The sequence below is a fragment of the Micromonospora sp. NPDC049114 genome (genome assembly GCF_040648635.1).
Taxonomy (GTDB): Bacteria; Actinomycetota; Actinomycetes; order Mycobacteriales; family Micromonosporaceae; genus Micromonospora.
Genome location: NZ_JBEZEA010000001.1, coordinates 1,377,230 through 1,402,094, shown reverse-complemented (window position 1 = coordinate 1,402,094; position 24,865 = coordinate 1,377,230). Strand labels below are relative to the sequence as shown.

The window sequence follows — 24,865 nt, the reverse complement described above, 5'->3', positions numbered from 1 at the left end:
GGCGAAGACACCGCAGCCTGTACTACAGGCGGCCCTTCGGGCAGCAACCACCGACTGACGCCCCGGCATACAGCTCCGCCAACGCGAGCTCGCCGGGACGTCACCGTGACCGGAGACGGACGGCGACCACGGCGCTCAGGAGCGGGAGGGCCGTGGGCCGTGTCGGTACGGGTCACCGTTCGGGTACGTGAGCGTGGTCGTGGTGGGCGACCCGCTGGGTGGTGGCGGGAGTGGGCGAGACGGGCGCTGGCGCCCCAGCCCGCGAGGGCTCCACCGGCGATGACCAGGCCCAGCACACCCATTACTCTGTGTCATTTCACGGGCACGAACCGTACAGCAGTACTGGGACGCTGTAGGCCTGGCGGATCGTTGCGGGGCAAGCGGTCACGGTGCCGGTCGAAGCGACGGGTCGGCCGGACTCATGCACGTACGCGTGTTCGAGTTCGTTTCCCGCTGACTTTGATCAGAAATGCGCTGCTGGCTCGTCGGGAGTGCAGCGGGTGGCCCCGGTCACACACGAATGTAGGGGCAGAACCGTTGACAAATGCGGTTGTTACGGCTGGCGGGCCGCTTCGGGCGACAGGCGACACAATGCCCAATGGGTACGCTGCGATAATCCTCTATGGGCCGATCGAGTGAGCGCTCCTCGCCCGAGTGGCGAACGGTGTGACCCGTTCGCCGTGTTACTGATCAGTCACATAGGGGAAGCGGCTAAGTTTTTCCTGGTGAACGTAGTGGGGGCCGATCCGCGGCTACGGTCGACCCCCCCAGCCCGGTGACGACCCACGTCCTGAGAGAGCGTCTTCGGGTAAGCAGCGAACGTGAATCCGAGCCGTACCCGGACGTCCGCCGCAGTTGCAACTATAGAACGTTGTTTACATGCTGTCCGGCAACTCCCCGTGGCGCATAAGTAAACAACTCCAACGCCGTTGTTCAGCGCAAAACTAGTAAACAACTCGCCTTCGCCGCGCGTCGAAGAGATTTCACGCCTGTAGCGACGGAGATCTGTCCTGTCGGTCTGAGAGACTTTGATGGCGGTCAGCGAGGACCCCGTCGGGCGGCTACCTGGCGGGCTCTACCCGGACTGACCGCATCTTCACGACCCACGTCCGGGTAGGTGACCCGCAGAGGGGGCTGCGGGTCCTCTACTCACAGTAGAGAGGATCCACCTCGTGCGCGCACAGCGTTCACGGGCCGGCGGGCTGCGGACGTCTCCCACCACGGGTGACGTCCCGGCCCCGAGTGCCATCGTCGCGGTCACCGTGACCGTGCTGATGCTGATGGTGTTCAGCATCGTCTTCTGGAAGTTGGGCAACAACACCCTGTCCGCGGTCGCCGGTACGGGTGCCTGCACCCTCGCTGGCGAGGCGATCCGCCGCTACCTCGGTGACCACGGTCGGCGCCGGGAGCGCGAGCTTGAGACGCCTGACGACCATCAGCGAGTCGACCGGTGACCGGCCGGCCCGAGAAGCCGCTGGACCCGTCGGCCGGACCGGTGGCGCATTTCGCCTTCCAGCTGCGTCGGCTCCGCCAGGAGGCCGGAGGCCCGTCCTACCGCACCATGGCCAGCCGCACGTTCTACTCCATCTCGGCGCTGTCCATCGCCGCCGGCGGCCTCCGGTTCCCGAGCTGGAAGTGCGTCGAGGCGTACATCCGCGCCTGTGGGGTGGCAGACGAGGGCATCGCGCAGTGGAAGCGGCGCTGGACGGCCGTCCGCCAGCAGTTGCAGCACGACAAGCGCGCGGCGCGGGAGGAGGCCAAGGCCAGGGCGAAGGCCAAGTCGCGCCACCTCTCCCTGGAGGCGGTGCAGATGCACACGACCATGGACAGCCGCGCCTCCCTGCCGGTCCTCGACGTCCGGTACGTCGACGCCGACCCCGCCGAGGTGACCAGCATCGAGGAGTTCCTGATCGCCCTGGATCAGATGCGGGTCGAGAAAGGCCTGAGCCTGCGCAAGATCGCTGACCGATCACGGCTCATCACCCTCCCGGGCACCGAGGTGTCCGGGGGTCTCACCCGCTCGCAACTGCACGAGATGCTCAACGGTCGCGCTCCGCTGCGGCCACGCCACGTCCTCGCCTACCTGCTGGCCTGCGGCGTCCCCCAGGAGCGCGCCGCGCTCTGGCTGTCTCGCCTGCATCGCCTACGCGACCAGGAACGTCGCGCCCGTGCCGCCCTTACCGCCCTTAAGGGCCAGCCGAACGTGGCCAGACCGGTCACCCCCACCCACAACACCCGAGTCTTTACCTCGGGGAGGCCGGTCACGTCGTCTGGGGTAATCCAGATTCCCCCGCCCGGGCAGCCGCCCGCAGCGGCCCTCCGACCCGCGACAGACCGGGGGAAGCACCGCCAGCGCAAGCCCTGGACCAGCCTGCTGAACTGGCTGAACGGCCCGAAGGACAACGAGGTCATCGCGTAGAACGCTTGCCGGCGGGTGAGGCGGATAGCCGTCCTCACCCGCCGGCTCGACTCATCACCGGTTTCTTCTGGCCCGCCCGTAGCTTCCAGCGAGAAACGGCTGGGCCTGGGAGTTGTCGGCCGGCACCGGGCCGTCGTGGTCGGTCTCTCCAATGTCGGCGCCTCCGGCGGGGCCTCTCTCGGAGATGCGGCGGGGACCACAGGTGCCAGGTGGGTAAGTGGTCACCCCGGGTTGGGACCTCTCCGCGCCGGTCGCCCAGAGGGCTACCAGCCCGTCTCTGGGGCGGCCCGGTCGATCGGAGATCGGCCGACACGAGGAGATCCCGCCCCACCCCCGGCGCCGCGCGCGGACAAGCCCGCAACCCCCGCCCAGAGACCTACGACAACCCCTGTGCCGCGTCGTGCCGATTGAGCAGGCCATCCGATCCGGCGCGTCGGCCTACTCGCCTCCGCCCGGCGGGTGCTTGGCGACGACGTCCGCGAACAGCTCGGGGTCCGAGTACGGCATGACCGCCCAGTGCAGGTCTTCGGCGGAGTCGATCAATGAAGCGTCGGGCGCATCCTGTTGACGGGTGTGGTCCTCGATCAGGTGCATCTGCACCACCTTGGCGGTGCGCTGGATGGCGTTCGCGATGTCGCCGGCGGTGATGGCGAGAGGGCTGGTGATGCTCTCGCCGTCCCGATCGACGTAGAAGCCCGCCTGCTTGTCGAGGTTGCGCTGCTTGGCCGTGGCCGTGAACGTCTCCAAGTCGGGACGCTCGTAGTACTCCATCCGCCGGTCCAGGCTCCAGAACCCGGCGAGCCCCGAGGCGAACTGCTCAGCCACCTGCAGCTCCTCCGTATGCGGCCGTCGGGTCGAGCTCAGCCCCTCCGGCACGATCACGTCGCCCGCGGGCCTCGGTTCGAGGCCGTAGAGGCCGAGCGGAACCGTCCACTGGTGCTCGGCCGCCTCGTACAGCCAGCGCGCCTTGGCGAGTTCCTCCATGGCGAGCACGATCAGCGCCTGCGCCCGGCCGGGGCTGTCATGGGAGGCGAGGAGCGCCGCGTCCTCGACTAGCGCGACTGTGTTCGCCATCAGGGACTTCCACCACCGCCGCGCGAAGTCCGCCGTGATGGTCCCGGGTTCCTTCTCGCTCGTCTTCGCCATGATCCAAGTATCGGCGGAGGACTCGTGCGCTGATACGTGAAACGAAGTCGTGTCGGCGGTGATCCAAGCCTCCATCTAGGACGCAGATGGTCGATCATCACCCGTACGCAGTGCTATCGCGGACTGGCCGCGCTCACCCTTGCCGCGAAGTGATCGAGCCGTCTGTGCACTGGATGTCGATACGGCCACCGTGATGTTGTCCGGGCCGCCATGATCGAATGCTGTCGTGATCAGGCGGTCTACCGCCTCCGCTGGACTCGGGGTGGCAGCCAGTGCGACATGTATCAACCCCAAAGGGACATAGGAGCTAAGTCCGTCGGAGCACAACAGAAATCGATCACCGGACTGCAAGGTCAACAAGGTGATGTCGGGCGAACGGCCGTCCAGTCGTCCGTCCAGGAAACGCGCCAGTCGCTCAGGAAGATTGGGTACGTCGGCCGCGTCTGCCACCAGGCGGCCGCCGTAGACGTGATCTTCAGTGATTTGAGTGGTCTGGCCCCGCTGTGGGCCCTGGCCATGCAGCAGGTGGGCCCGCGAGTCACCTACGTTGGCCAGCGCGGCGGTTGTCCCGCTGATGAGCATCGCAACCAGGGTTGTGCCCATGCCCGCCAACTCGGGCTCAGTCTTGATCCGGCGTCCAAGGGCGTCATTGGCGGCGTTCACCGCCCGCCCGAGGACATCAGCCGGGGAACCGCGCAGGCGCGCGGGGGTGGCTGGGTGCACCGGTTCGACGACTCGGGTACAGTGGTGCCGCCTGCGGGTGTAGTTCAATGGCAGAACATCAGCTTCCCAAGCTGACAGTGCGGGTTCGATTCCCGTCACCCGCTCCACGCACGGAAGCCCTGGTCAGGACAGACGTCCCGCCAGGGCTTCCGTGGTTCCAGGTCATGCTGAAACAGGATGGGCCATTAGTGGGCCATTAGCTCGCCTCGGCGGCCGGTCCGTCGCCGTCGGCAACCCGCTTGACCTTGCGCTTGCTCGGCTTGCGCCGGGCCGCCTTGACCGCCTTGTCGATCGCGTCGGCGATGCCCTGGTCGGCCTCCCGGTTGGCGTGTTGGTAGATCAGCGCGGCACGCGGGCTGTCGTGCCCCATCCGCGCCATGATGTCGCGCAGGCTCGCCCCTGGTGCCCGCGACGCGAGGGTGTTGCCGGTGTGCCGCAGGTCGTGGAAGTGCAGCCCGGCCGCGCCGATCGCCGCTACCGCCTCGGGCCACTTGACCAGCTTGTTGAAGTTGCCGCGCCAGAGGTTCCGGCCGCTCTCGCCGGTGAACACGAACGCCTCGGGTGCCTCGCCGACGTAGCTGCCCATGTGCTGTTTCAGCACAGGCAGGGCCGCCTTGGGCAGAGCTACGGTGCGCGCGCCCGCTCGCGACTTCGGCGGGCCGAGGATCAGACCGGTTCCCCGGTGCTCGACGAACGCCTGTCGCACCCGCACCGTGCCGGCCGACAGGTCGACGTCGCACCGTTGCAGGGCGACCGCCTCGCCCCACCGCAGGCATCCGAACGTCGTAACCAGGATCAGCGCCCGGAAGCGCTCCGGCATCCGCTCGGCCAGCTCGAAAATCTGCGGGACGGTGAGGACCGGCCGCTCTGCCGCCTTCTCCTGGTCGGCACCGACGATCCGGCACGGGTTGACCCTGATCAGTTCATCTTCCTTGACAGCGGTCATCAGGACCGCGCGCAGCAGCCGGTACGCCTTGGCGGCCATGGTCACCGACACGCCCTCGGTCAGCAGCAGTGCCCGCCACTCGCGGACTATGGGCGTGTCGATCCGGTTGAGCGGCATGTCGCCAAGGTGCGGCGTGATGTGCTTGCCGAGCGTCCAGCGGTACAGGTGCACGGTTCGGGGCCGCAGGTTCGGCCGCTCGGCGATCCACCGCTCGGCGTAGTCGCGTAGCCGGATCTTCCCGCGCTCAGGGTCGATCCACTCGCCCCGCATCATCTGAGCCTCGACCAGCGACAGGTACTTCTCGGCCTCGGACTTGCGAGCGAACGTCTGCGGAGCAGAGCGCATCCGTCCGTCCGGGCCGGGATAGCGAGCCTGGTAGCGGCCGGACTCCCGCTTGCGGACGTTGCCGAATCGACGGTGTCCCTCTTGGTTTGCCATGATCAGGCGACACTCCTCAATCCGCGCCAAACGGTCTCTGCGGTCATAGGCTCGACTCGTCCGGCGTGGACGAACGCGGCCAGGTCGGCGGGGTCGATCCGGATCGACCGGCCGAGACGGTGGAATGCGATCTGTCGCTCGGCGACGGCGCGGCGTACGTAGCGCACGCTCATGCCGATGCGGCTTGCGGCTTCTTCGATGGTCAGCAACTCGGCGGGCAGTTCCAGAACCGGCGCGTTCTGGGTGATCCGCTTAGCCATCGGGTGTCCTTTCCGGGCAGTGCGGCCTATCAGGGGCGGTGCGGCAAGGCGTTGAGGGGCCAGTAGCGGCCTCTTTGGTGGCGAGAGTGGTTCGGCGAGGGGCGGCGGGCCGCGTCGACAGAGAGCCATATGGCGGCCCGCTGAGAGCCACGCTGAGCCAAGATCCCGGGCTTCCCGGTGTCCTTGTATGGGTCTGTGCTGAAACAGCCTTATAACCCCCTGTTTCAGCATGTTCGGCAGGGTCACGGCCAGAGTCCGGCTGTCCCCGGGGTGTCCCCCTCGTTTTCGCTGCTCAAGGCGGGTTGGGGGACAGCGGGGACAGGGGGGACACCGGGGACTCGGTACCGGCCGCCGGTGTCGGCGGCGAGTTGCCCGTCGGCGAGCATCCGCTGACAGGTGCGCTTGACGTTGTCGTAGGCGAGTCCGACCCCCTCGGCGATGACCTTGGGCGTGCTGCCCGGGGTGGTCCGCAGGAAGCGCAGGATCGTCGCGCGGGTCTCGCCGACCTGGTGATCCTCGGCCGGGCCGTCGAGCATTTGCCATGCCCCGGCGGCGGGGTCGAACGTGAGGGCGTACTCGTTCTCGTCGACGTCGCGGCCAGTCACGTGCAGCACGCCGTCACCCTGGTTACGCGCCCGCTTGAGTACGAGGGTGGCGTCGGCGGCCCCGGCGAGTCCGTTGGTCCCCGAGACCTCGGTGAGGAAATCGTCGGATCCGGCCTTGCGAACGTGGTGGACCAGGACGAACGCAACGCCGTAGTCGTCGGCGACCTTCTTTGCCCGGCCGACGGCGGCGTAGTCGGCGTCGTAGGCGGATGCGCCGGGGGCGGAGTGGCCGCGCAGCTTGGCGAACACGTCGATGATGACCATGCGGGCGTTCGGGTTGCGGTCGAGCCATGCGGCGATGGCCTGGTCGCCGCCCTGCGGCAGCGGCGGGCACTCGGTGGCGAGGGTGAGTCCGGCCGGGGCCTTGCGCTGGCCGAGAACCTTGCCGAGCCGGTTTTGCAGGCGGCGGGCGGTGTCTTCCAGGGCGAGGTACAGCACGGGGCCGGGCTCGACCGGGATCGCGCCGAACGCCTTGCCGCCGAGGGCGACGTCGAGGCCGAGGCCGAGCGACATCCACGACTTGCCGACCTTGGGCGGGCCGCAGAGCAGGTTCACGCCCTCGGACAGCACACCGGGCACGGCCCACTTGGGCGGGGCGAACTCCATTGCCATGATGTCGGCGGCAGTCCACGACGTGCGGATCCGAGCGGGCCGCTTCGCCTCGGGCGACAGAACGTCGGCGGCGTCGTCCGGTCCGGCGACGTGCAGGTGCGGGCGGTCGGCGGGCATGGCGCTCATGCGGCCACCGTCCGGGGGCGACGGGCACCGGCGGCGAGGCCAGAGCGGATCGTGCGTAGCGTCTCGAACCGGCTGAGGCCGATCGACAGTGCGGTCTGCTCTAGCAGCGCGGCGGCCTGGTCGACGGACAGCGCTCCCCCGGCGGCAAGCTGGCCGAGGGCGACCGCGGACACGTAGAGCGTGTGGTTGCGTTCGCCCTCGGCCGCGTGGCGCAGGTGGTCGAGCTGGCGGCCGATCGCGGCGTCCAGGTAGGCGCCGGTCCGGCCGGACGGCAGGTCGACAGCGACCGGGCGTTGCGGCGGCAGCGGCGCGGGGGCGAGGCGTTCGGCGAGCCAGTCAGGAAGGTCAGCGACCGGCAGGTTACGAGCGACCGCGTAGGGGTTGCCCGCGACGGTGCTTCCGGCAGCGACGACGTAGCCACCGTGGGCGCGGGTGTCGACCAGCCAGCCGAGACCGTTGCCGCGCTCCCCGGCTGTGTTGCGCAGAGCCGGGCCGCCGGTGGGGTGTCGGAAGTACAGGTGCGCGCCGCCCCGCCCGGTGGTCACGGTGTAGGTGCCGTCGGGCACCGGCTGTCCAGCGGCCTCGCACAGCGCGGCGAGCACGTCGATGCCGTTCGTCGCGGCCGGGTACGGGCAACCGGTCGGCGGGACCTGGTCGGGCTTGCGCACGTCCAGGTCGACGACGACTAGTCCGGCCGGGCCGCAGGCGACGCCGACGCCGTACGGGGTCTCGGCCCAGCCGCGCCGGATCCGGTCGGGGTCGACGGTGGCGCGAGCCTCCCAGCCGGTGTGCCCGTTGCGGCAGCGCGGGTCCCGGCCGGTGCAGGCGTCGGCGGGGTGGTCGGGAAACGCGGGCCGCTTGTCGTTTGGACGCAGGGGGAAGACGTGCCAGCCACGCGCGGCGGCGGCGAGAGCCACGTCGCGTAGGGATTCGTTGTCGGGCATCGGTTTCGGCCTCCTGATGTCGGGTGCGGACGGGTGTTCGCGCTGGTAGTTCTCGTCGGCGCAGGCGGCGCAGTAGCGGGTCTTCTCCCACCGGGCGACCTGCAACGGCTGACCGGACACGGTGTCTTCGGCGGCGACGGTGCGGTCGCAGATGTGCGGGTAGGGCAGATCGGCGGGCACGAGGCGATCGAGGGCCTTGCTCGCGCCGATCCAGTGCCCGCCGGTCATCGGCCCGGCCGCTCGTCGTGGCAGTCCAGGCATTCGCCGAGAGAGCGCGGGATGTAGTAGTCGCGCAGCTCGCCGCAGGCCGGGCAGATGCGGCGGGCGCGCAGCGCGGCCGAGATCCCGCGCCGCTGTGCCGGGGTGGCGGTGCGCTTGGGCCGGGCGAGGTCGAGCCGGTACAGGTACGCGGTCCGGGTGCCGCCGACGCCCCGCCAGAGGATCTGCGCGGCGACCGGCTGACCGCCCGGCCGCAGGCCGCGCGCCCGGAGCTGCCTGCGGGTGGCGTAGCCGTCCGGCGCACCCTGCCACCAGAATGTCGGGACGTCGTGCCGCTCGGCGTCGGGATCCCAGTAGGCGGCCCGGATCCGCGACATCAGCCGGCCCTCCGGTCAAGCGCCGGCCGGTCGGTGGCCCGGCCTCGCAAGGCGGCGGGCCGGATCGCGGCGACAGCGGCCAGCAACTCGCGGCACAGGTGCAGCACAAGGCCGAGTTGCCGCCGGGCGGTGTCCTCGGTTCGGCTGAGCGGGACGCGGATGCGGATCTCGGCGTAGTCGACGTCGGCAGCGCGGACGCGGGTGATGACGGCCCGGCCGCCGAGCGGCCCGTCGGCGATGATGTCCGGGGCCTGGTGCAGGGCCACCCCGCACCGGTGATCGCGGGTGCACCAGTTGGTGTGTGGCGTCTCGGTCCGGGTGAACCGGGCCATGGTCCGGGCGGCCATCAGCGCGTGCCCTTGCCGTGCAACTCGCGCAGGCTGTTGATGATCCGGCGGCCGACGCGCAGGCGGCGTCCGTCGCCGTGGCAGCGGCGGCAGAGGCCGAACGCGCGGCCGAACGGGGAGCGTCGCGTGCCGGTGCCGGAGCACTTGCGGCAGGCTCCGAACGGCCAGAGCCAGCAGCCGAGGGCGTAACAGAGCGTGGCGATCGCGGCGGCGAGGATCAGTACTCCGATCACGGTGGTTCCGGGGGTCGCGGTCGCGGCGAGGGCAGACACAGTGAGCCTCCAGAGGGCGTTCTTGGGCGTGAAGGGCTGGCGACGCAACCCGCGACCGGTCAATGTCTGCGCTGACCAGGCCGGTCGCGGGTTAAGTCGCGGTGACGCGACCGGTCGCGGGCGGGCCGCGACCGGCTATGCGGCCTTGCGGCGGGTGATCGCGGCGTCGATGTCGTCGGCCTTGGCTCCCTTGAGGGCCTTGCCGGAACGCTTGACGTCTACGCTGCGTACACCGAACGAGCGGACCTGAGCCGAGATCGATTCGGCGGTCACGTCCGCGTACGCCTCGGGGAGCCGGTCGGCGAGGCGGGCCGCGATCTCTTCCCACTGCGCGCCGGTCTCGCCGCGCTCGATCACGCTGCGAACGTCGGCGAGCACATCGCGGATCTCGCGGGCGACGTCCTCCCCAGCCGCCATGCCAGAGAGCGTGCCGGCTGCCTCGCGCAGCTTCCGGGCGGCGATCAGGATCTTCTCCGCGTCGTCCGCGTCGGCGAGGTACGTGCGAACCGTCGGGGTGGCGTCCGACGCGCCGCGCAGGATGCCGACGCCCTTGTAGCTGGGCAGCAGCGTCGACGAGTCGTAGCCCTCGGAGTTCGCCCCCGCGCCGAGGACCAGGTCGGAGACGTTCCACGAGCCGGTACGCAGGGAGAACCTGACCTGGTGGTTGTCCCGGAAGCTGATGAACTGCGTGGCAACCTGCCCGCCGCCCACACCCGAGGGGCGCTGGGTCGCGTCGACGAACCCGACACCGGCCGCCGGGGCAACCTTGACCAGGTAGACGAGCAGGGACGCGATCTCCTTGCTGATGTCGCCGAGGTCGAAGTACTCCTGAAACTCATCCAGGACCACCAGCCGCACCGGCATCCGGTACTTCGGGTCACGGGCGATCTCGCGGGTCAGCTTGCCCTCGGGGCAGATGTCGACCGGCAGCTTGGACAACCGCTCGTACCGGTCCTGCACGTCGGCTTTGATCTCGCGCAGCGCTTCGAGCGCGATCTCGGCGGGGTCGCCGTCGCGGGTCATCGCCATACCGAACGCGTACCGGTCGGCGACCAGCGCGAACTTGCGCCAGTCCGGCTTGCCGCCGCCGTCCAGGACCGTCAGCTTCACGTACGGGTCCAGCGCGGCGTACAGGGCCAGCGAGCGAGCAGCGAACGTCTTGCCCTGCCTCGGTTGCGCGCCGATCAGGATGCTGTTCCACATCAGGTCAACGGCGACCTTGTTGCCGCGCTCGTCCAGCCCGAACGGGGCAGGCTGCCAGATGTCGGTGGGCTTGCAGCGCAGCAGCGGCGTCCGGCCCGCACCCTGGGCGAGCGGGTCGCGGTCGGCGACCCACAGCGTGTGCCGTCGGTGCGAGCTGGGATCGCGGGTGATGAACACCTGCGAAACCGCGACGTCCAGGCCCGAGGCGATCGCGCCGCGTGCCTTGACCGCGTCGTCGAACGTCTTGCCGTACGGCAGGTCGATCGACACCTGAGAACCGGTGCCCGAGGCGTCACGGGCCATGGTCGAGCCGAACCCGATCTGCTGGTGCGCCTTGTCCGGGTGCCCGAGACCAGCGGCATAGTAGGCCCGCAGGATGATGTCCGGGTTCACCCGGCGGAAGCGGCCCGAGACGGTGGCCGGGGTGATGATGCGCCGGTCCTCGGGACGGCCGATGTGCGCCAGGAACGCGACCAGGAGGCAAGCGGCGAGCACCAGCGCCCACACCGGGGCGACGGCGTAGAGCACCGGGCCGCCGACGCACACCGCGACGGCCTCGGCGGCGAGCACGATGCCGCGCCACATGCGGGTGGCCTTGACCTCGCGGTGCAGCTTGAGCCACATGGCCGGGTCGTTGGCGTCGGCGGCGGCCTGCCGCAGCCCGTACTGCTCCGACACCCACCACCACTTGAGCTGCCGGCCGATCAGCCGGAACGTGCCTACCCCGGCCCAGAACGTGGCGAGGGTGGCGTACCAGGGTGCGCGGACGGCGTGGAACCCGGCGCGGTAGCCGGTCAGGGCGGCGGCCTGCGCGAGGCTGTGTCGGATGTTCGGCCACGTCGACCAGTTGGCCGGCACGATCGGCCGCTTGCCGGACGCGTCCACCGGAGGCAACTCGACGGGCATCCCACCGCGCTGCGGGGTCTCGTCCAGGTTCACCTCGAAGTGCGTGCCCGCGTCGGCGGTCCGGCGGGTGCGCTCGGCGTTCAGGTCGACCACCTCGGCGACGTCGTTCTCGGCGGCCGTCCAGTCGAACTTGTCGGGGTTGGGGTTGGGAGCAGTCATGATGGGGGTCTCTCCTGAGGTCTAGTGACTGATGGCGGGCCGGTGACGCGGCGCTTGCTTGGCGGCGGGTGGCCGCGTCACCGGGCGAAGCTATGCGGCGATGAGGGCGGGCGTTTCCGCAGGAAGCGGGGCAGATGGTGACGCATCGGTGGTGCGCAGAGCGGCGAGATGACGTCGCGCGGTCGAGACCGAGACACCGGCCTTGGCGGCGATCTGCGAGACCGGCGCGTCGGGCATCTTGGCGGCGGCCTTGGCGACCTTCTCGGCCGACACCGGGCGCGGTGTGACCCGCTTGACCGGCGTCTTCTTGACCGCCGAACCCGAAGCGACTTCGACCGTGGGCACCGGCGCGGCAGGCGTCTCCGGTTCCCCGATGTCCTTGTTGGTGTAGGCCGACTTTGACTCGGTCAGGTAGGCGGGGACCGGGGCGGGCTCGCTGACCGATGCGGCCTCGGTCGCGGTCTCGGTTAGGGTGCGGATCCGGCCGCCGATCTCGACCAGGCTGATCGACGCGACCACGATTAGGCCGTCCACGCTGAACGGCAGCAGGTAGGCCGAGGAGTCGGCCTCGCCGTACCGGGTGGCCACGCCCACCATGTGCCAGTACGACACCCACGCCGCGATGCCAGCGATGACGGCCGTAGCTCCCAGCCGGACGGCTGACAGTGCACCGCGCCGCGCCGGGATCCGAGAGATCAGCTCGACCGCCAGCAGCAGCGCCACGGGCGACCACGCGGCGATTGCCTGACTGATCACGTTGTCGCTGGCGTGCAGCACGTTGCCAGCCAGCGAGGCCGCGATGCCGAGAGCGAACACCGAACGAACGCCCCAGCCGATGCGCTTGAGGCGCTTGAGGTCCTGGGCCATCAGGCGACCGCCTTCCGGTCGGCGGGCCGCACGGCCAGCGCGACAGCGACGCGGGTCACGCGGGCCTCGGCCCGACGCAGCCGCCGCCAGTCCAGCGGCGACGGGCCGCCGTGGGCGGCAGCGTTAATCAAGCTGATCTCGGCGTCCAGAACGGACAGCTCTGCCTCGATCAGCGGCCACTCGGCCTCGATCGCGGCCAACTCGGCCGGCGTCGGTTCGTCGACCTGGAGCGGGTACTTACGCACAACCAACCTCCGAAGTTGACGAGCCTGGCTAGTCAGGCTCGATGCGTTCGACAGTAGGCTGGCTTGGCTAGTCAGGTCAAGCTCCGCGTGGGAACTTTCCTGGCTTGGCTAGTCAGAGGTAGTGTCGATTCGTGGCCGAGAACCTTGAATTCCTGGGTGACCTTGATCCCGACGACCCTCGACAGGCGTCGCAGCAGATCGCGAACATGCTCCGGGCCGCGATCTTGACCCGGAAGCTCGCGCCCGGTGACAAGTTGCCGTCGCAACCCGAACTCGCGAACCGGTATGGCGTCGCGCGCGAGACGATCAAGCGCGCGCTTGAGGTGCTGCGCAACGAGCGCCTGATCGTGACTAGGCAGGGGAGCGGAGCATTCGTCCGTGCGCAGACACAGCGGCCGGTCGAGCTTCGGCCCCTGATCGAGGCAGCGTTCGAACACGAGCACGTGGCGATCGACTTTGCCGGGTTCTCGGGTGAGACGCTGCGGGACGCAATCGCCGAGGCACTCGACATGGTGCGTGCCGGTCGATCTGCTCCCGAGACCATCAGCGTCCGCCTGCTGATCTCTGACATGTCGGTGCCAATGGCGCTACCGGCCCTCGCTGCGACCGGGTCGGACGATCCTGCTGTCCGGAAGCGGGCAGAACGCATCACCCGGCGGGCCGCCGACGGGATCATCGATCAGGTGCAGGAACTCGCCGACCTCGGCCTCGTAAAGTCCGCGACGGTGGACGTGCGGACGCACAGCATCGCGCCGACCTTCAAGCTCTACATGCTGAACGGGCGAGAGGCGTTCTTCGGCTTCTACCCGGCAGTCAAGCGTGAGGTGACGATCGGCCGAGAGCCGGTCGAGATCTTCGACCTTATGGGCAGGGATGCGACCTTGTTCCACTACGCCGTCGACGAAGACGAGGCGTCGCACGGCACGCAGTTTGTCGAGTCTGCGCGCCTCTGGTTCAACTCAGTGTGGGACAGCGTCGCGCGCGAGTACCGGTCGTGAGCGCGCCGACGCTGTCCGACCTGGTGGGCGGCGGGCCGTTGCTCCTGGACTTCGACGGGCCGGTCTGTTCGATCTTCGCGGGATACCCCGCGCCGCGTGTCGCGGCCGAGCTGGTCGCGCTACTCGACGTTGAAGGCGTCTCCATGCCGCCGGAGGTACGCAGCGAGGGCGACCCTCTTGCCGTACTGCGGTGGGTTGGCGAGACCTGCCCACATGATCTGACGATGGCGGTTGAGGAAGCCCTATGTGCAGCCGAGGTGCACGCCGCTGGCATCGCTGCGCCAACACCGTTCGGGCGTGAGGTGATCCTCGGTGCGAACGCCCGAGGCTTGCCGGTTGCCGTGGTGAGCAACAACTCGGCGACGGCGATTGAGGCCTACCTGATGGCCCATGGTCTAGCCGCATACGTCAGGCCGATCATCGGCCGGGCGTACGCGGATCCGAGGCGGATGAAGCCGAACCCCGGCCCGGTGCTCGATGCTGTGCGCACCCTCGGGGCTGAGCCGGGCTCCTGTGTGTTGGTCGGGGACTCGCTCTCCGATATCGAGGCAGCCCACGCCGCCGGGGTCGTCGCAATCGGCTACGCCAACAGAGCGTGGAAGGCCAGCGCCTTCACAGCAGCCGATATCGTGGTCACGTCGATGGGGGACATCGCCGAGGCATTGTCCCCCGTGTCACCCGACTGCCCTTGAATTGCGGGCATTCGTAGGGCATAGCCCCGAAATTGTCCCGACCGTTGCACACCCCGTGAGAGAACAATGAAACTAATCAACCAGATCAGGTGGAAATCTTGGCTATGGAGCTCAACAGCCAAGTACTATCTATGGGATCGGTGGCGCTATGGCGATCTTCTTAGTGCTCCGTTAGGAGAGTCTGAGAAGGTGCGCTTCGAACTGTCGGGCGAAGACGGGCCGACCGGCGAAAATATGTGGGCAAAGAAAGTTGGCCGCGACACCTACGAGTTGGGCAATAACGGCTTCTATGCCCACGTGGCGGCTGGTGACATAGTCAGGGTAAAGGTGCGTTGGCCGTATCTGGAAGTTGTAGAGGTCGTCGAACGGAACCGCAAGACGACGCGCATATTCTTCGAACTCCCATGGCCCGACAGGGAGGAGCGCTCAAAGCTTATCGAGGCACTGCGAACAATGAATTATGAAGTCGAGTGGGGGTATCCTAATCTTTTGAGCGTAAGCGTCCCCGTCGACCATGATCCGTACGAAACTATCGCCCCGTTACTCGGTGAAAATGCCAGAATCTTTGAGGTAGACTGACGAGAAGTAAGTCGACATTTAGGATTCCGATTCCCTGGGCTTCCACAAATCCTTGGGTAGCCCCTGAGGTTTATCGCCTTTCACGTCCTCCATAATCAAGCGCGCATCACCATAAGAGGCATACCCGAACTCGACCACTCCGATTTTGAAGTCGGCATGGCTGAAATCGACGCGCCCAGCCGCAAAATCAGCTTTCGTGAAATCCGCAGTACCTTTTGCAAATTCAGCGCCGGAGAAAAACACATCAGCTCCCTCGAAGGACGTCGCTTCAAACCGCAGTGTCCCGCCTTCGAGTCGAAGGTTGCTGAAGTTGAACTTGCCGCTTTGGAGGCGCGCGCGGTTGAAGTTCAGGTCACCGCATGGGTAGATACCCCTTATTTCTACTCGCGCCTCCTTGAAAATTGACTCCCTGAAATCGACAACATTTAGATCATGTTTATGGTCATTCTGTATCCAAACGCGGCATTTAGAAAATGTCGACTCGGAGAGATCAATGAAACCCTCACCGGGGCCGTCAGGCATAAAAAAGTCGGAGTCGAAAAAAGAACCCTTGAGGCTATAGTCATAATTGCGCCAAGAATTTGAAGCGGTAGGATCGAGCCGGTCAAGGAGCGCATCTAGAATGGTAACCCTTACCTCCTTCTCTCCAGCCGGCAAATCGTCACCTTCCTTGTACATCCTAAAGTAAGCGCACAGGACGTTGATGCAGGTTTGCCGTTGTTCCGGCCAATCATCTGCAAGCCTCGAAAGCGCATACACACCCGCCAGCCTAACCGCCGCTTTGTCGCTGCCGAGCTGGTCTGCGGCGTCTTGATATCTTGAAGAAAAGTGCTCCTCATCGCTTCGCCGACTTGCAGCTTCTTCTACCCTCTGCTTGCGGTAGGCGTAGACAGCTGCGAAAACACCAGCGGCTAAACCTGCAACGGCTACAGCACTTCGGGTTAGATCGTATATATCCGATGACGTCAGCGGCTTCGGATTCTTCTGAACCGGGAGCAGTGGGACGTTTGCGCCGCGTGTCCACGCAAGAGCAATAAATACAGCATAAGCCGCAAGTGCGGCACCCGAGATGGCGAGTGCGAGGGTTACCGAGAATCGCATCATCTTCGGCGAATACCGACCAAGCTGCCTCGGTCGCTCGTCGGCGTAGAACACCGATCGGACGATGCGCCGGAGTTGGGCGCGGATTGATCGGAGGAAGGAAGACAGCACCCGATCAGGCTACCGGTCGCGGCAGTCGTGTCCCCACTGTCCCCCGTGTCCCTGCTGTCCCCCGAGAGGGATTGAACTGGGAGGACGAGGGGGACAGCACCGACGACCTAATCTCTTGTGTCCCCGGCAATGCCCTCGATTCCATCGACTAGCGGTTAGTCCGATAGGCGATATAGCCAACGAGGACAAGGGCTAGCCCGGTCGCAATCCCAACGAGATAAGCTCGCCAAGTAACTCTCCAATTAACGACAATCTGCGCAGGTGGAGGGGTAACTACTCCCTCAATCCTGTCAGCCTCGTATCGGAAATTGGTTAGAACATTGTCGAGGTTGCCCGGCAAGTTCTCAAGGTCTCGGTTGTCCAGTGAGCTTGAAACCGTTTCAAATCGCTGAACGAGCGACTCTACTCGTTGAGCGACACCGTTCAGGCCATCACCATAGTCATGGGATGCGAGTTGTTCCAGCTTGTTTGCGGCGGCCATAAAAGTTGTGGCGTTATCCTCGTTGATGTTGTGGCTTGCGCGGTTAAGCATGACAGCAACATCCTCATTAATGCTGCGGGCCGCGAATTCCAGGGCGTACACCACGTCCGGCGACACGAGACCCTCCTTAATTGCCCTCCTCAGGATCTCGTGCAGCGCTGGAGCTTCGTCCGCAAGCTTCTTTAGAACCTCACGGGTAGCATCGTCGATATTGTGAATTGGGCCGTAGTTGTCTCGGCCGATGAAAACACCGTTCTTCTCGTTACGTTGCACTCCAGGGCCCGGCCAGTTATCCGCAGATGTTGCCGACATCAGATTCCCCCAGGGCGCGAAATATCGCCGTGGTTATCGCGTCCGATAAATACACCACCCGACTCATTCCGCTGAGTCCCTACGTACATGCCGTCCGTCTTGGCGGGTGCGCTGGACGCTAAGGCCTCAATTTCCGGCCGAACCTCCGGGTGTTCGGAGAGATAGGTTTCAAGGATGGCTTTCCATCGGATTCTCGTTTCCGTCTCCGACAACGCGCCCTCAGTAAGCGCGGCACAGTCGCGTACGATTGAGCCGACCTGAGTTGCTTCGCTGCTTCCGCTCGCAGGTCGGAAGATGCGTTTCGCCCATGTTCGCAGTGTGTCCACCTCACCGTTTAACATGTACGCAACGACGTTGCCTGCCGCGCCTGTGACGATGGCCATGGCTTCAGGGTCAAGCATCTATTCGGCCTTCCTGCCGGTTGAGCGCGATGACTCTGCGCTTCCTCGCACTGACTTTAGGTGGCGGGTGGGGCGGTGCCCGGCGCGTCGCGGGTCGGATCAAGGACAGGCGAGGGCGCGATGCGGCGCAGTACACGGAACTCCGTCAGCAGAGCCGCCAGCGCGCTGTCGGTCTAAGCTGGGCAAGGGCTGGGCCATTGGCGGGCCATTAGGCCGGGACACCTGGTGTCACTCCAGGCCAATTGCAGTCGAACCCGTAGATAGGCTGTCCTGCGCACCTTCGCGCAGTCGAGGGATCTTGTACGGTTCCCAAGCTGACAGTGCGGGTTCGATTCCCGTCACCCGCTCCACGATCAAGGCCCTGACCAGGACGCGAGTCCCGGTCAGGGCCTTCGACGTTGCTGCGGCCGGCCGCGCCGAGGAGCGTGCTGCCCGGCCGCCTGCGCTGAGTCGAAGGCTCATCGACGCGGAGCCCCGGCCCCGTCGGCCGATTCTCCCGGCAGAGCTGCGCGGTTAGCGTCCGGGAATGCTCTTCCGTCGCAGACACCCCGCTGGCCCGCTGTGCCACCCGATGGTTCCGGCCCTGTCTCCTACCGGGCGGTGTACGTGCTCGCCGGGCTGGCCGCGCCGTGTTGGGTGGGCGCCGCCTGGGGCGGCGTCCAGATGGCTGAGGGCCGCGACCTCCCCGAGGGGATGCTGAGCCTCTTCGGCTTCCTCTGGCTCGCCTTTTTCGAGATGTTCGCGTTGCTGTTCCAGCTGACCGCGGCGTGGGAACTGCGCCGACGCAACTCGCCTCGCGCGGCCCTGGTCACCGTCCTCATCGCGGTCGCCGGCGTTGTCGCGTCGATCGTGTTGCTGTTCTGGGTCGCGACCTCCGCCAAGCCCTACGGAACGTAGCGGGAGTCGAGGACGCGCACCCGCTAGTGAGCGATCTCAGGAAGCGCGCGGCAGTGCGAGCCCGCGGATCTTGGACAGTTTCCGTTCAGACAGAACGGAAACTGTCCAAGATCTGTGGTGCGCAGCTGTCGGCGGGGATTCGCCGGCTTGTGCACCCGTTAGGGTCCGAGCAGGAGGTGGTCGCGTGTTCACCGAGGCTTTCCCCATCGTGACGACGCCCGACCTGCCGCGGTTGATCGGGTTCTACCGGGACGTGCTCGGGTTCGAGCTGACCTACCGGTTTCCCGAGGACGGTGAGCCGGAGTTCGTGGCCCTGCGGTTGGGCAACAGCGAGCTGGGCCTGGCCGCCGACCCGCATGCCGGCGATCCCGCCCTCTCGCGTCGGTGGGAGTTGTGCGTGTACGCCGACGACTGCGACGCGGCCGTGCACGTTCTGCGCGCGGGCGGCGCGACGGTCACCGAGGAGCCGGTCGACCAGCCCTGGGGCGAGCGGTCCGCCCGGGTCACCGACCCGGACGGCAACCGGCTGCTGGTGCTGTCCCGCCTGTAGATCGGCTGGGGGGTCATTGCCCCCCGAAACAACGCGGGTCATCGTCTCCAGAACAGGAGGTGGGTGACTCCGCTGGGGCTGGGCACCGACTCCAGGTGGAAGCGGTCGAGCAGCTCGTCGGGGCTTTCCCACAGGCGCTCGCCGCGCTCGAGGTCGACGGGCGCGACGGCGATGTGCATCGTGTCGACCAGGTCGGCCTCGAGGAACTCGCGGATGGTGGCCACCCCGCCGCCGAGGCGTACGTCCCGACCGTCCGCTGCCTGCTTGGCCTGGGCCAGCGCCTCGGCGGGGCTGGCGTCGAGGAAGTGGAACGTGGTGTCGGACAGGCTGAACGACGGCCGTACGTGATGGGTGAGCACGAAGACCGGCGTGTGGAACGGTGGGTTGTCGCCCCACCAGCCCTGCCACTCGTGATTCTCCCAGGGGCCACGCTGGGGGCCGAACTTGTTGCGGCCCATGATCTCCGCGCCGATGTTGCACTCGGCGTCGCGGGTCAGGTAGTCGTCCAGCCCGCGTGTGCCGCCCGGCTCGGTGCGGTACACGAAGCTGGCGGTGGCGGAACGCCAGGAGAACAGCGGGGTGGGGTCCGCGTGACCGAAGGGCCGTTCCAGGCTCTGACCCTCCCCGGTGCCGAACCCGTCCCGTGAGACGTTGAAGCACTGCACCCGCAACAGTTGTGGCATGAAAAGCTCCTCGTGAGGCTGATGAAGGCGCGGGTCAGTTCGCGGTCGCCGTCGGGCCGCCGCCGCGGCCCCGGTCGTCGAGTACGAGCGGGGCGCGACCGCTCACCTCGTACCGGATGTGGGTGACCTGCGGGGTGGGGATGACCCGGGTGGGCGTCAGTTCGATGGCCTCCTTGTCGGCGAGGTCGAGGTCCGCGTCGAACAGCCGCAGGCCGGTGCCGAGCACCACCGGTACGACGTGCAGTTCCAACTCGTCGAGCAGGCCGGCCTTGAGTACCTGCCGCACCAGGCTGCCGCCTCCGGCCACTGCGACGTTCTTGCCGCCGGCCACTGCGCGGGCCTGTTCGACGGCGCTGGCCACGCCGTCGGTGACGTAGGTGAAGCTGGTGCCGCCACCGCGCAGCAGGGTCTCGCGGGGTCGGTGCGTGACGACGAAGACCGGCGCGCGGAACGGCGGCTCCTCGCCCCAGGGCACCTCACCGCCGTCGGCCATCCGCCGGCCCATGACGTACGCGCCGGCCGCGTCGAACGTCTCGGCCATCACGTCGGAGTTGGCGTCCTGCTCGCCGCCGGCGAAGCCCAGCCGCTCGCGCCACGCCATCGCCTCGGTCGCCCAGCGGGTGACCCGGAAGAAGGCTGCGCTCTCGGCCGAGTCGATCCAGTCGCCGTCGCCGTCGAACAGCGGGCCGGCGTAGAAGCCGTCCACCGACACCGACAGTTGTGCGGTCACCTTCGTCATGTCGCTTCGTCCCTCTCCTCGGGCGGCGCCCGTCGGGTGCCTGCTCGCAACGAGGTCGGAGCCGATCAGGACGCCCCTACCGTGCAGGACTGTGACCTGGGACACACAAGGGCTTGTTGAGTAGGGTGCCTGAGGGCGCGTAGCCGTGGCGACTGTAGAAGCGCACCGCGCCGTCGTTGCGGTGGTGGATGCCTGCCGACAGGCTCGTGATTCCGTTCTCGGTCGCCCACCGGGCCGCCGCGTCGAGCAGCGCCGAGCCGATCCCGAGTCCCCGGGCGGCGCTCGACACCACCGTGTGGATCTGCGCCGACGGTTGCGGGCGCAGGATCTGGTGTGCGGGCGGCTCGGGAAGGCGCAGCACCTCGACCATCCCGACGATCTGTCCGTCGTGTTCCGCGACGAGGATGGCGTCCCCGCCGGCCCGGTCGCCCAGCACTGTGGTGAAGTGGCTGACGACCGCCTCGCGCTGCGGCAGCCGGTAGACGTCGGGGTCCAGCGCGAGGTGCGCCTCGGCGTTGGCTCGGCGCAACTCCACCAGCGCGGGCACGTCGGACCGGGTCGCCTGTCGCACCACCGTCGGCGTCCTTCGCATCACCGGGATGCTAAGGCAGGTGTATCGGACGCGGCTAGGCTGGCGATCATGCGGATTGGCATCGTGATCCTCCCGGACCAGCGTTGGGTCCAGTCGCAGCGTCGCTGGCGGCAGGCCGACGAGTGGGGCTTCGACCACGCCTGGACGTACGACCACCTGGGCTGGCGGGACCTGGTCGACGGTCCGTGGTTCGACTCGATGACGACGCTGACCGCCGCCGCCACGGTGACGTCCCGGATCCGGCTGGGCACGCTCGTGGCGTCGCCGAACTTCCGGCACCCGGCCGCCTTCGCCCGGCAGATCACCACTGTGGACGACGTCTCGGGTGGCCGGCTGCTGCTCGGCCTGGGCGCGGGTGGCATCGGCTTCGACTCGGCGGTGCTGGGCGGCGAGACGCTGCCGCCGCGCCAGCGCGTCGACAGGTTCGCCGAGTTCACTGAACTGCTCGACCTGATCCTGCGGGAGGACGGCACCACCTGGCGTGGGGACTGGTTCTCCGCGGTGGACGCCCGCAACAACCCCGGCTGCGTGCAGCAGCCCCGCGTGCCGTTCGTGGTGGCCGCTAACGGTCCACGGTCGATGCGGCTGGTGGCCCGGTTCGGTCAGGGTTGGGTGACCACCGGCACCGAGGCCGACGATGTGGAGGGCTGGTGGGGCACGGTGTCGGCGCTGTCGGCCCGGATGGACCGGACGCTGGACGAGGCCGGCCGCGACCCCGCGACGCTGGACCGCTACCTGTCGATGGACGCGGCCCCGGTGTTCTCGCTCAGCAGTGCGCAGTTCTTCGCCGATCAGGTCGGCCGGGCCGCCGAGTTGGGCTTCACCGACGTGGTGACGCACTGGCCACGCGAGAGCAGTTGGTACGCGGGCGACGAGGCCGTCCTGGCCGACGTGGCGACCCGACTCCTGCCCGAGCTGCGCGGATAGCGCCGGCTCAGGTGCCGAGGTCTCCGGTGGCCACGCCGCCCTCGCCGCCGGAGACCAGGCGCAGGCGTAGGCAGACGATCGGGGTGTCGTCGTCGACGGGGGTGCCGAGCCGCGCCCAGTAGGCCGAGTGCCCGGCCCGCCACTCCTCGATCGAGCGGTCACCCTCGCCCTCGGCGCGGGCGAACTCCCAGGGCACGTCGCCGAAGCGCACCACCTCGACCCCGGTGATCTCGACGACGCCGGCCAGCGCGTCGTTGTCGTCGACGAGCGCGAGCCGTTCGCCGACCTGCTCCAACTCCTCGCCCTCCTCGGCGTACTCGGCGAGCCGGCCGGCCGTCGCGGTCTTCACGCCGGCCAGCACCAGGGTGTTCAGGGTCGCCCGCAGCTCGCCGGGGGTGCCGAGGGCGAGCGTGCGCAGATCACCGATCCGAGGCCACATCCTGCCGAGGCTAGGCCAGCGCGGCCGGCGCCGTCGCCGCAATTCGTCCGGCGCCGCTCAGATCAGCTGCCCGGCGTAGCCCGCTGCGTCGAGCAGCCGCTGGTCACCGCTGGCCGCGTGTGCGTCGAGGACCGCGTCGGCGAGCTTGACCACATGCGCGTCGCCGTGTCGGGCCGCACGGGCGAAGACCTCCGCCGGGGTCGCGGCGGTCACCGACGGCGGGGCGATCCCGGCGGTCGGGGCGTACACCGATGTCACGGCCGCCGTCGCGGCCCAGGCCGCGGCGAGGCTCGGCGCCCACAGCGCGCGGTCCAGTGCCGGCAGGGTGCGCAGCACGGCGGTCGGCGCGGTGACCGCGTGCACCAGCATGACCGGCTCCGCGTGAGCGAAGCGCAGGTAGTCGAGGCCGGCGCGGTGCACGAGCGAGACGAGCCCGCGCTCCGCCTCGGCCGGCGTCCGCGCGGGGCGCAGCGCCGCGAGCGCCGGTTCCCATCGGGGTACGCCCACCAGCCGACCCAGCCGATCCCGGATGCCCCCGGTCTGGTCGTCGATCCGGGGCACCCCGGCCAGCGCGGCGGCCACGTCCGGTCCCGCGGTGTCCGGGTGGGCCTCGGGGGTGGTCGACGGGACCGAGGCGAGCAGCCGGTCGGCGCCGGGCACCGGCTGCCAGCGGGCCGCCCAGTAGCCGAGGGCCTGACCCAGTTCGGTGAGCCGCTGCGGGTTCGCGTCGTGCAGGTGCAGGGCGCGTACGGCGTGCCCGACCCGGATCACCCCGTGCGTGGCGCCGGCGGCGATGCCCGGCAGCAGTCGGGGCCACCAGGTGCCGAGCACGTCCCGCCACGGCTGCTCGCGCAGGTGCCGGTCGAAGTACGCCAGCCAGTCACCGGCCCGCTTCGCGTCGCCCAGCGCCGCCCGCCAGTCGTCGATCGGACGCAGGCCGCGGGGCAGCTCGTCGAGCCGGGTGAGGTAGTCGTCCAGCCAGCGGTGCACCCGTTGCCCGTGCCCGTGCCGGGCCAGCGCCTCGACGGCCATCGGGCCGTGGTTGGAGAGCCAGCCCTCGTATTCGGGTCCGGTGCGGTGCAGCCGCTCGTACGCCTCGTCGAGAATTCCGTCGCTCATGCGTCGATCGTCGAAGGTGAAGTGGACTTCAGGTCAACCCGGCAGATCCGTGGCGGCGATCAGGCCGGTGATCCGCAGTGCGGTGGCGGTCTCGGGCGGGCAGTCGACGGCCACCACCGCGGTGCCGAGCACCTGCGCGCCGCGCTTGGCGCAGATGTCGTAGAGGGCGTGGAGCTGGGCGCCCGTGCGTACCCAGTCGTCTACCACCAGAACGCGGTCGCCGGCGCCGAGGTGCCGGTCCCGGACGGCCAGGTCGACCTGCCGGCCCCGGTAGTCCGGCGGGCTCTGCGCCCAGGTGAGCGGGCCGGCCGGCAACCTCCCGTCGCCGGGCTTGTACGCGGCCACGAAGCCGACCCCGAGGGCGGTGGCGGCCAGTGGCCCGAGCAGCAGGCCGGTGACCGCCGGGGCGAGCACCACGGTCGGCCGGGCGGCCCGGTACGGCGCCACCAGTGCCGGTCCCAGCTCGGCCAGCACGGTGGGGTCGCGCCACCAGCCGGAGATGTCGCTGACCAGGTGGCTGGCGCCCGGGCCGGGGTCGATCCAGCGGAACAGGGCGGCCAGGCGTTCGGTCAGCTCAGCGGGCATCCGTCCATCGTGCGGCACGGTCGGGCGGTGCGTCCGCACCTGGGCCGGTCGACCCACCCCGGCTCGGATGATCGGCTATACGTACCAGGGCAAATACCGGCATACCACCATGATCACGTTGACTTCGGAAGTGCTTCTCTCGTTACGGTCCGACCCGGTTTGTTCAGTCGACGAAAGGACCGGGCCGGTGGCAGGCAGGCACTCCCGTACCCGCATCTTCTCCTCTCCGGCGGGCATCGCGGCCACCGCGGCGGTCGGCGTCGCCCTCGCCGTCGGTGGCACCGTCGGTGCCGTCCAGCTGACCTCGGGTTCCGGGCAGTCGGGTCAGACGACTCTCGACCTCACCCCGACCACCGCCCCCGCCAGCCTCGCCCCCAGCTCCCCGACCGCGTCGCCGAGCGCCAGCGCCAGCGCCTCGCCGAGCGTGACGGCGAGCCCGTCCGCCAGCCGGTCGCCGCAGGCCGCCTCCCGGGGTAAGGCCCGCACCGAGTCGCCGAAGCCGCGCCCGACGGCGAAGAAGACCACGGCGGCGGCGAAGGTGCTGGAGAGCGGCTCGTGTGGCGCCTCCTTCTACTCCGACGGGCAGCTGACCGCCAACGGCGAGTCGTTCAACCCGAACGAGTTGACCGCGGCGCACAAGACGCTGCCGTTCAACACCAAGGTCCGGGTGACCAACCCGAGCAGCGGCAAGTCGGTGGTCGTGCGGATCAACGACCGTGGCCCGTTCATCGACGGTCGCTGCCTGGACCTGTCCCGCGCCGCGTTCGCGACAATCGCCTCGACCGACGTGGGCGCGCTCACCGTCCGCTACGAGGTCCTGGGCTGATCGCAGCCGGGAGTACCGA

General features: G+C 68.4%; 30 protein-coding genes and 1 tRNA gene. 10 read left to right on the top strand and 21 right to left on the bottom strand.

Translation table 11 applies throughout. The features are described from left to right. Positions 1 to 1,172: 1,172 nt before the first annotated feature. Together AB0B39_RS06725 and AB0B39_RS06720 are read left to right on the top strand one after the other, a co-directional pair. On the top strand, positions 1,173 to 1,454 hold the full coding sequence (locus tag AB0B39_RS06725; protein ID WP_357573676.1) for a hypothetical protein: 282 nt from the start codon (positions 1,173 to 1,175) through the stop codon (positions 1,452 to 1,454). Continuing rightward, entirely contained in the window at positions 1,451 to 2,419 is a 969-nt protein-coding gene (locus AB0B39_RS06720) for a helix-turn-helix transcriptional regulator (RefSeq protein WP_357573675.1), read from the top strand. The genes AB0B39_RS06725 and AB0B39_RS06720 overlap by 4 nt, the downstream gene beginning before the upstream one ends. Positions 2,420 to 2,857: 438 nt before the next feature. Here the strand turns inward: AB0B39_RS06720 and AB0B39_RS06715 are convergent, their stop codons facing one another. Both AB0B39_RS06715 and AB0B39_RS06710 read right to left on the bottom strand, forming a co-directional pair. Continuing rightward, positions 2,858 to 3,565, bottom strand: a complete 708-nt coding sequence (locus tag AB0B39_RS06715) for an AbiV family abortive infection protein (RefSeq protein WP_357573674.1) — start codon at positions 3,563 to 3,565, stop codon at positions 2,858 to 2,860. 75 nt (positions 3,566 to 3,640) lie between these two features. Next, entirely contained in the window at positions 3,641 to 4,288 is a 648-nt protein-coding gene (locus tag AB0B39_RS06710) for a protein phosphatase 2C domain-containing protein (protein WP_357573789.1), read from the bottom strand. 33 nt (positions 4,289 to 4,321) lie between these two features. On the opposite strand from AB0B39_RS06710, the gene AB0B39_RS06705 reads away from it, so the two are divergent. Further along, positions 4,322 to 4,395, top strand: a tRNA-Gly gene (locus AB0B39_RS06705). A gap of 89 nt (positions 4,396 to 4,484) precedes the next feature. Here AB0B39_RS06705 and AB0B39_RS06700 read toward each other — a convergent pair. The 10 genes from AB0B39_RS06700 to AB0B39_RS06655 form a co-directional block, all read right to left on the bottom strand. Next, complete coding sequence (locus AB0B39_RS06700; RefSeq protein WP_357573672.1) at positions 4,485 to 5,672, bottom strand: tyrosine-type recombinase/integrase; 1,188 nt, start codon at positions 5,670 to 5,672, stop codon at positions 4,485 to 4,487. A gap of 2 nt (positions 5,673 to 5,674) precedes the next feature. Continuing rightward, a complete protein-coding gene (locus AB0B39_RS06695; protein WP_124857467.1) occupies positions 5,675 to 5,932 on the bottom strand; it encodes an excisionase family DNA-binding protein in 258 nt (85 codons plus the stop codon). A gap of 242 nt (positions 5,933 to 6,174) precedes the next feature. Continuing rightward, the gene (locus tag AB0B39_RS06690) at positions 6,175 to 7,275 is read right to left on the bottom strand and encodes an AAA family ATPase (protein ID WP_357573671.1); all 1,101 of its coding nucleotides are present in this window, start codon (positions 7,273 to 7,275) and stop codon (positions 6,175 to 6,177) included. Further along, complete coding sequence (locus AB0B39_RS06685) at positions 7,272 to 8,447, bottom strand: bifunctional DNA primase/polymerase (protein WP_357573670.1); 1,176 nt, start codon at positions 8,445 to 8,447, stop codon at positions 7,272 to 7,274. The genes AB0B39_RS06690 and AB0B39_RS06685 overlap by 4 nt, the downstream gene beginning before the upstream one ends. Next, on the bottom strand, positions 8,444 to 8,815 hold the full coding sequence (locus tag AB0B39_RS06680; RefSeq protein WP_357491575.1) for an RRQRL motif-containing zinc-binding protein: 372 nt from the start codon (positions 8,813 to 8,815) through the stop codon (positions 8,444 to 8,446). Before AB0B39_RS06680 ends, AB0B39_RS06685 begins: the two co-directional genes overlap by 4 nt. Then, positions 8,815 to 9,162 (bottom strand): hypothetical protein, encoded by a 348-nt coding sequence (locus AB0B39_RS06675; RefSeq protein ID WP_357491573.1) that lies wholly within the window; start codon positions 9,160 to 9,162, stop codon positions 8,815 to 8,817. Before AB0B39_RS06675 ends, AB0B39_RS06680 begins: the two co-directional genes overlap by 1 nt. Further along, complete coding sequence (locus AB0B39_RS06670; protein WP_357491571.1) at positions 9,162 to 9,395, bottom strand: hypothetical protein; 234 nt, start codon at positions 9,393 to 9,395, stop codon at positions 9,162 to 9,164. Before AB0B39_RS06670 ends, AB0B39_RS06675 begins: the two co-directional genes overlap by 1 nt. Before the next feature lie 174 nt (positions 9,396 to 9,569). Further along, the gene (locus AB0B39_RS06665) at positions 9,570 to 11,702 is read right to left on the bottom strand and encodes a cell division protein FtsK (protein ID WP_357491569.1); all 2,133 of its coding nucleotides are present in this window, start codon (positions 11,700 to 11,702) and stop codon (positions 9,570 to 9,572) included. 90 nt (positions 11,703 to 11,792) lie between these two features. Beyond that, the gene (locus AB0B39_RS06660) at positions 11,793 to 12,569 is read right to left on the bottom strand and encodes a DUF2637 domain-containing protein (protein ID WP_357491567.1); all 777 of its coding nucleotides are present in this window, start codon (positions 12,567 to 12,569) and stop codon (positions 11,793 to 11,795) included. Further along, positions 12,569 to 12,814 carry a DUF6284 family protein gene (locus tag AB0B39_RS06655; RefSeq protein WP_357491565.1) on the bottom strand — a complete coding sequence of 82 codons (246 nt, stop codon included), beginning with the start codon at positions 12,812 to 12,814 and terminating at the stop codon, positions 12,569 to 12,571. Before AB0B39_RS06655 ends, AB0B39_RS06660 begins: the two co-directional genes overlap by 1 nt. A gap of 131 nt (positions 12,815 to 12,945) precedes the next feature. Between AB0B39_RS06655 and AB0B39_RS06650 the strand changes: the two genes are divergently transcribed. The 3 genes from AB0B39_RS06650 to AB0B39_RS06640 all read left to right on the top strand — a co-directional run bounded on the left by AB0B39_RS06650 (position 12,946) and on the right by AB0B39_RS06640 (position 15,083). Next, a complete protein-coding gene (locus tag AB0B39_RS06650; RefSeq protein ID WP_357491563.1) occupies positions 12,946 to 13,812 on the top strand; it encodes a GntR family transcriptional regulator in 867 nt (288 codons plus the stop codon). Continuing rightward, complete coding sequence (locus tag AB0B39_RS06645) at positions 13,809 to 14,504, top strand: HAD-IA family hydrolase (RefSeq protein ID WP_357491561.1); 696 nt, start codon at positions 13,809 to 13,811, stop codon at positions 14,502 to 14,504. The genes AB0B39_RS06650 and AB0B39_RS06645 overlap by 4 nt, the downstream gene beginning before the upstream one ends. A 189-nt stretch (positions 14,505 to 14,693) precedes the next feature. Further along, positions 14,694 to 15,083, top strand: coding sequence for a DUF4265 domain-containing protein (locus AB0B39_RS06640; protein WP_357491559.1), 390 nt, complete (start codon positions 14,694 to 14,696; stop codon positions 15,081 to 15,083). 18 nt (positions 15,084 to 15,101) lie between these two features. Here AB0B39_RS06640 and AB0B39_RS06635 read toward each other — a convergent pair whose 3' ends face one another. The 3 genes from AB0B39_RS06635 to AB0B39_RS06625 all read right to left on the bottom strand — a co-directional run bounded on the left by AB0B39_RS06635 (position 15,102) and on the right by AB0B39_RS06625 (position 17,471). Further along, positions 15,102 to 16,238, bottom strand: coding sequence for a pentapeptide repeat-containing protein (locus tag AB0B39_RS06635; protein ID WP_357491557.1), 1,137 nt, complete (start codon positions 16,236 to 16,238; stop codon positions 15,102 to 15,104). A 205-nt stretch (positions 16,239 to 16,443) separates the two neighbouring features. Then, positions 16,444 to 17,088, bottom strand: coding sequence for a hypothetical protein (locus AB0B39_RS06630; RefSeq protein ID WP_357491555.1), 645 nt, complete (start codon positions 17,086 to 17,088; stop codon positions 16,444 to 16,446). Next, positions 17,088 to 17,471, bottom strand: coding sequence for a hypothetical protein (locus AB0B39_RS06625; protein ID WP_357491553.1), 384 nt, complete (start codon positions 17,469 to 17,471; stop codon positions 17,088 to 17,090). Before AB0B39_RS06625 ends, AB0B39_RS06630 begins: the two co-directional genes overlap by 1 nt. Before the next feature lie 579 nt (positions 17,472 to 18,050). On the opposite strand from AB0B39_RS06625, the gene AB0B39_RS06620 reads away from it, so the two are divergent. Both AB0B39_RS06620 and AB0B39_RS06615 read left to right on the top strand, forming a co-directional pair. Continuing rightward, entirely contained in the window at positions 18,051 to 18,386 is a 336-nt protein-coding gene (locus tag AB0B39_RS06620; RefSeq protein ID WP_357573669.1) for a hypothetical protein, read from the top strand. Positions 18,387 to 18,570: 184 nt separating this feature from the next. After that, entirely contained in the window at positions 18,571 to 18,936 is a 366-nt protein-coding gene (locus AB0B39_RS06615; RefSeq protein WP_234588941.1) for a VOC family protein, read from the top strand. 38 nt (positions 18,937 to 18,974) lie between these two features. Here the strand turns inward: AB0B39_RS06615 and AB0B39_RS06610 are convergent, their stop codons facing one another. The 3 genes from AB0B39_RS06610 to AB0B39_RS06600 all read right to left on the bottom strand — a co-directional run bounded on the left by AB0B39_RS06610 (position 18,975) and on the right by AB0B39_RS06600 (position 20,950). Beyond that, complete coding sequence (locus AB0B39_RS06610; RefSeq protein ID WP_234588943.1) at positions 18,975 to 19,619, bottom strand: dihydrofolate reductase family protein; 645 nt, start codon at positions 19,617 to 19,619, stop codon at positions 18,975 to 18,977. A gap of 34 nt (positions 19,620 to 19,653) precedes the next feature. After that, positions 19,654 to 20,358 (bottom strand): dihydrofolate reductase family protein, encoded by a 705-nt coding sequence (locus AB0B39_RS06605; RefSeq protein ID WP_357573668.1) that lies wholly within the window; start codon positions 20,356 to 20,358, stop codon positions 19,654 to 19,656. A gap of 76 nt (positions 20,359 to 20,434) precedes the next feature. Then, positions 20,435 to 20,950, bottom strand: coding sequence for a GNAT family N-acetyltransferase (locus AB0B39_RS06600; RefSeq protein WP_357491547.1), 516 nt, complete (start codon positions 20,948 to 20,950; stop codon positions 20,435 to 20,437). 48 nt (positions 20,951 to 20,998) lie between these two features. On the opposite strand from AB0B39_RS06600, the gene AB0B39_RS06595 reads away from it, so the two are divergent. After that, positions 20,999 to 21,877 carry an LLM class flavin-dependent oxidoreductase gene (locus AB0B39_RS06595; protein WP_357491545.1) on the top strand — a complete coding sequence of 293 codons (879 nt, stop codon included), beginning with the start codon at positions 20,999 to 21,001 and terminating at the stop codon, positions 21,875 to 21,877. 7 nt (positions 21,878 to 21,884) lie between these two features. Here AB0B39_RS06595 and AB0B39_RS06590 read toward each other — a convergent pair whose 3' ends face one another. From AB0B39_RS06590 to AB0B39_RS06580, 3 genes are read right to left on the bottom strand one after another with little or no spacing between them, the layout of a single operon-like run. Then, the gene (locus AB0B39_RS06590) at positions 21,885 to 22,316 is read right to left on the bottom strand and encodes an ASCH domain-containing protein (protein WP_357491543.1); all 432 of its coding nucleotides are present in this window, start codon (positions 22,314 to 22,316) and stop codon (positions 21,885 to 21,887) included. Positions 22,317 to 22,373: 57 nt separating this feature from the next. Then, the gene (locus tag AB0B39_RS06585) at positions 22,374 to 23,435 is read right to left on the bottom strand and encodes a hypothetical protein (RefSeq protein WP_357573666.1); all 1,062 of its coding nucleotides are present in this window, start codon (positions 23,433 to 23,435) and stop codon (positions 22,374 to 22,376) included. A gap of 33 nt (positions 23,436 to 23,468) precedes the next feature. Beyond that, positions 23,469 to 24,020 (bottom strand): phosphoribosyltransferase family protein, encoded by a 552-nt coding sequence (locus AB0B39_RS06580; protein WP_357573665.1) that lies wholly within the window; start codon positions 24,018 to 24,020, stop codon positions 23,469 to 23,471. Positions 24,021 to 24,207: 187 nt separating this feature from the next. Between AB0B39_RS06580 and AB0B39_RS06575 the strand changes: the two genes are divergently transcribed. Next, positions 24,208 to 24,846: a septal ring lytic transglycosylase RlpA family protein gene (locus AB0B39_RS06575; RefSeq protein ID WP_357573664.1), complete on the top strand. Its 639-nt coding sequence runs from the start codon at positions 24,208 to 24,210 to the stop codon at positions 24,844 to 24,846. Positions 24,847 to 24,865: the final 19 nt, after the last annotated feature.

Bases quoted from the DNA above. Each gene is read 5' to 3' on its own strand.
- AB0B39_RS06715 (WP_357573674.1), bottom strand. From the start codon at position 3,565: ATGGCGAAGACGAGCGAGAAGGAACCCGGGACCATCACGGCGGACTTC.
- AB0B39_RS06700 (WP_357573672.1), bottom strand. From the start codon at position 5,672: ATGGCAAACCAAGAGGGACACCGTCGATTCGGCAACGTCCGCAAGCGG.
- AB0B39_RS06695 (WP_124857467.1), bottom strand. From the start codon at position 5,932: ATGGCTAAGCGGATCACCCAGAACGCGCCGGTTCTGGAACTGCCCGCC.
- AB0B39_RS06690 (WP_357573671.1), bottom strand. From the start codon at position 7,275: ATGAGCGCCATGCCCGCCGACCGCCCGCACCTGCACGTCGCCGGACCG.
- AB0B39_RS06685 (WP_357573670.1), bottom strand. From the start codon at position 8,447: ATGACCGGCGGGCACTGGATCGGCGCGAGCAAGGCCCTCGATCGCCTC.
- AB0B39_RS06680 (WP_357491575.1), bottom strand. From the start codon at position 8,815: ATGTCGCGGATCCGGGCCGCCTACTGGGATCCCGACGCCGAGCGGCAC.
- AB0B39_RS06675 (WP_357491573.1), bottom strand. From the start codon at position 9,162: ATGGCCGCCCGGACCATGGCCCGGTTCACCCGGACCGAGACGCCACAC.
- AB0B39_RS06665 (WP_357491569.1), bottom strand. From the start codon at position 11,702: ATGACTGCTCCCAACCCCAACCCCGACAAGTTCGACTGGACGGCCGCC.
- AB0B39_RS06660 (WP_357491567.1), bottom strand. From the start codon at position 12,569: ATGGCCCAGGACCTCAAGCGCCTCAAGCGCATCGGCTGGGGCGTTCGT.
- AB0B39_RS06630 (WP_357491555.1), bottom strand. From the start codon at position 17,088: ATGTCGGCAACATCTGCGGATAACTGGCCGGGCCCTGGAGTGCAACGT.
- AB0B39_RS06625 (WP_357491553.1), bottom strand. From the start codon at position 17,471: ATGGCCATCGTCACAGGCGCGGCAGGCAACGTCGTTGCGTACATGTTA.
- AB0B39_RS06610 (WP_234588943.1), bottom strand. From the start codon at position 19,619: ATGCCACAACTGTTGCGGGTGCAGTGCTTCAACGTCTCACGGGACGGG.
- AB0B39_RS06605 (WP_357573668.1), bottom strand. From the start codon at position 20,358: ATGACGAAGGTGACCGCACAACTGTCGGTGTCGGTGGACGGCTTCTAC.
- AB0B39_RS06600 (WP_357491547.1), bottom strand. From the start codon at position 20,950: ATGCGAAGGACGCCGACGGTGGTGCGACAGGCGACCCGGTCCGACGTG.
- AB0B39_RS06595 (WP_357491545.1), top strand. From the start codon at position 20,999: ATGCGGATTGGCATCGTGATCCTCCCGGACCAGCGTTGGGTCCAGTCG.
- AB0B39_RS06590 (WP_357491543.1), bottom strand. From the start codon at position 22,316: ATGTGGCCTCGGATCGGTGATCTGCGCACGCTCGCCCTCGGCACCCCC.
- AB0B39_RS06585 (WP_357573666.1), bottom strand. From the start codon at position 23,435: ATGAGCGACGGAATTCTCGACGAGGCGTACGAGCGGCTGCACCGCACC.
- AB0B39_RS06580 (WP_357573665.1), bottom strand. From the start codon at position 24,020: ATGCCCGCTGAGCTGACCGAACGCCTGGCCGCCCTGTTCCGCTGGATC.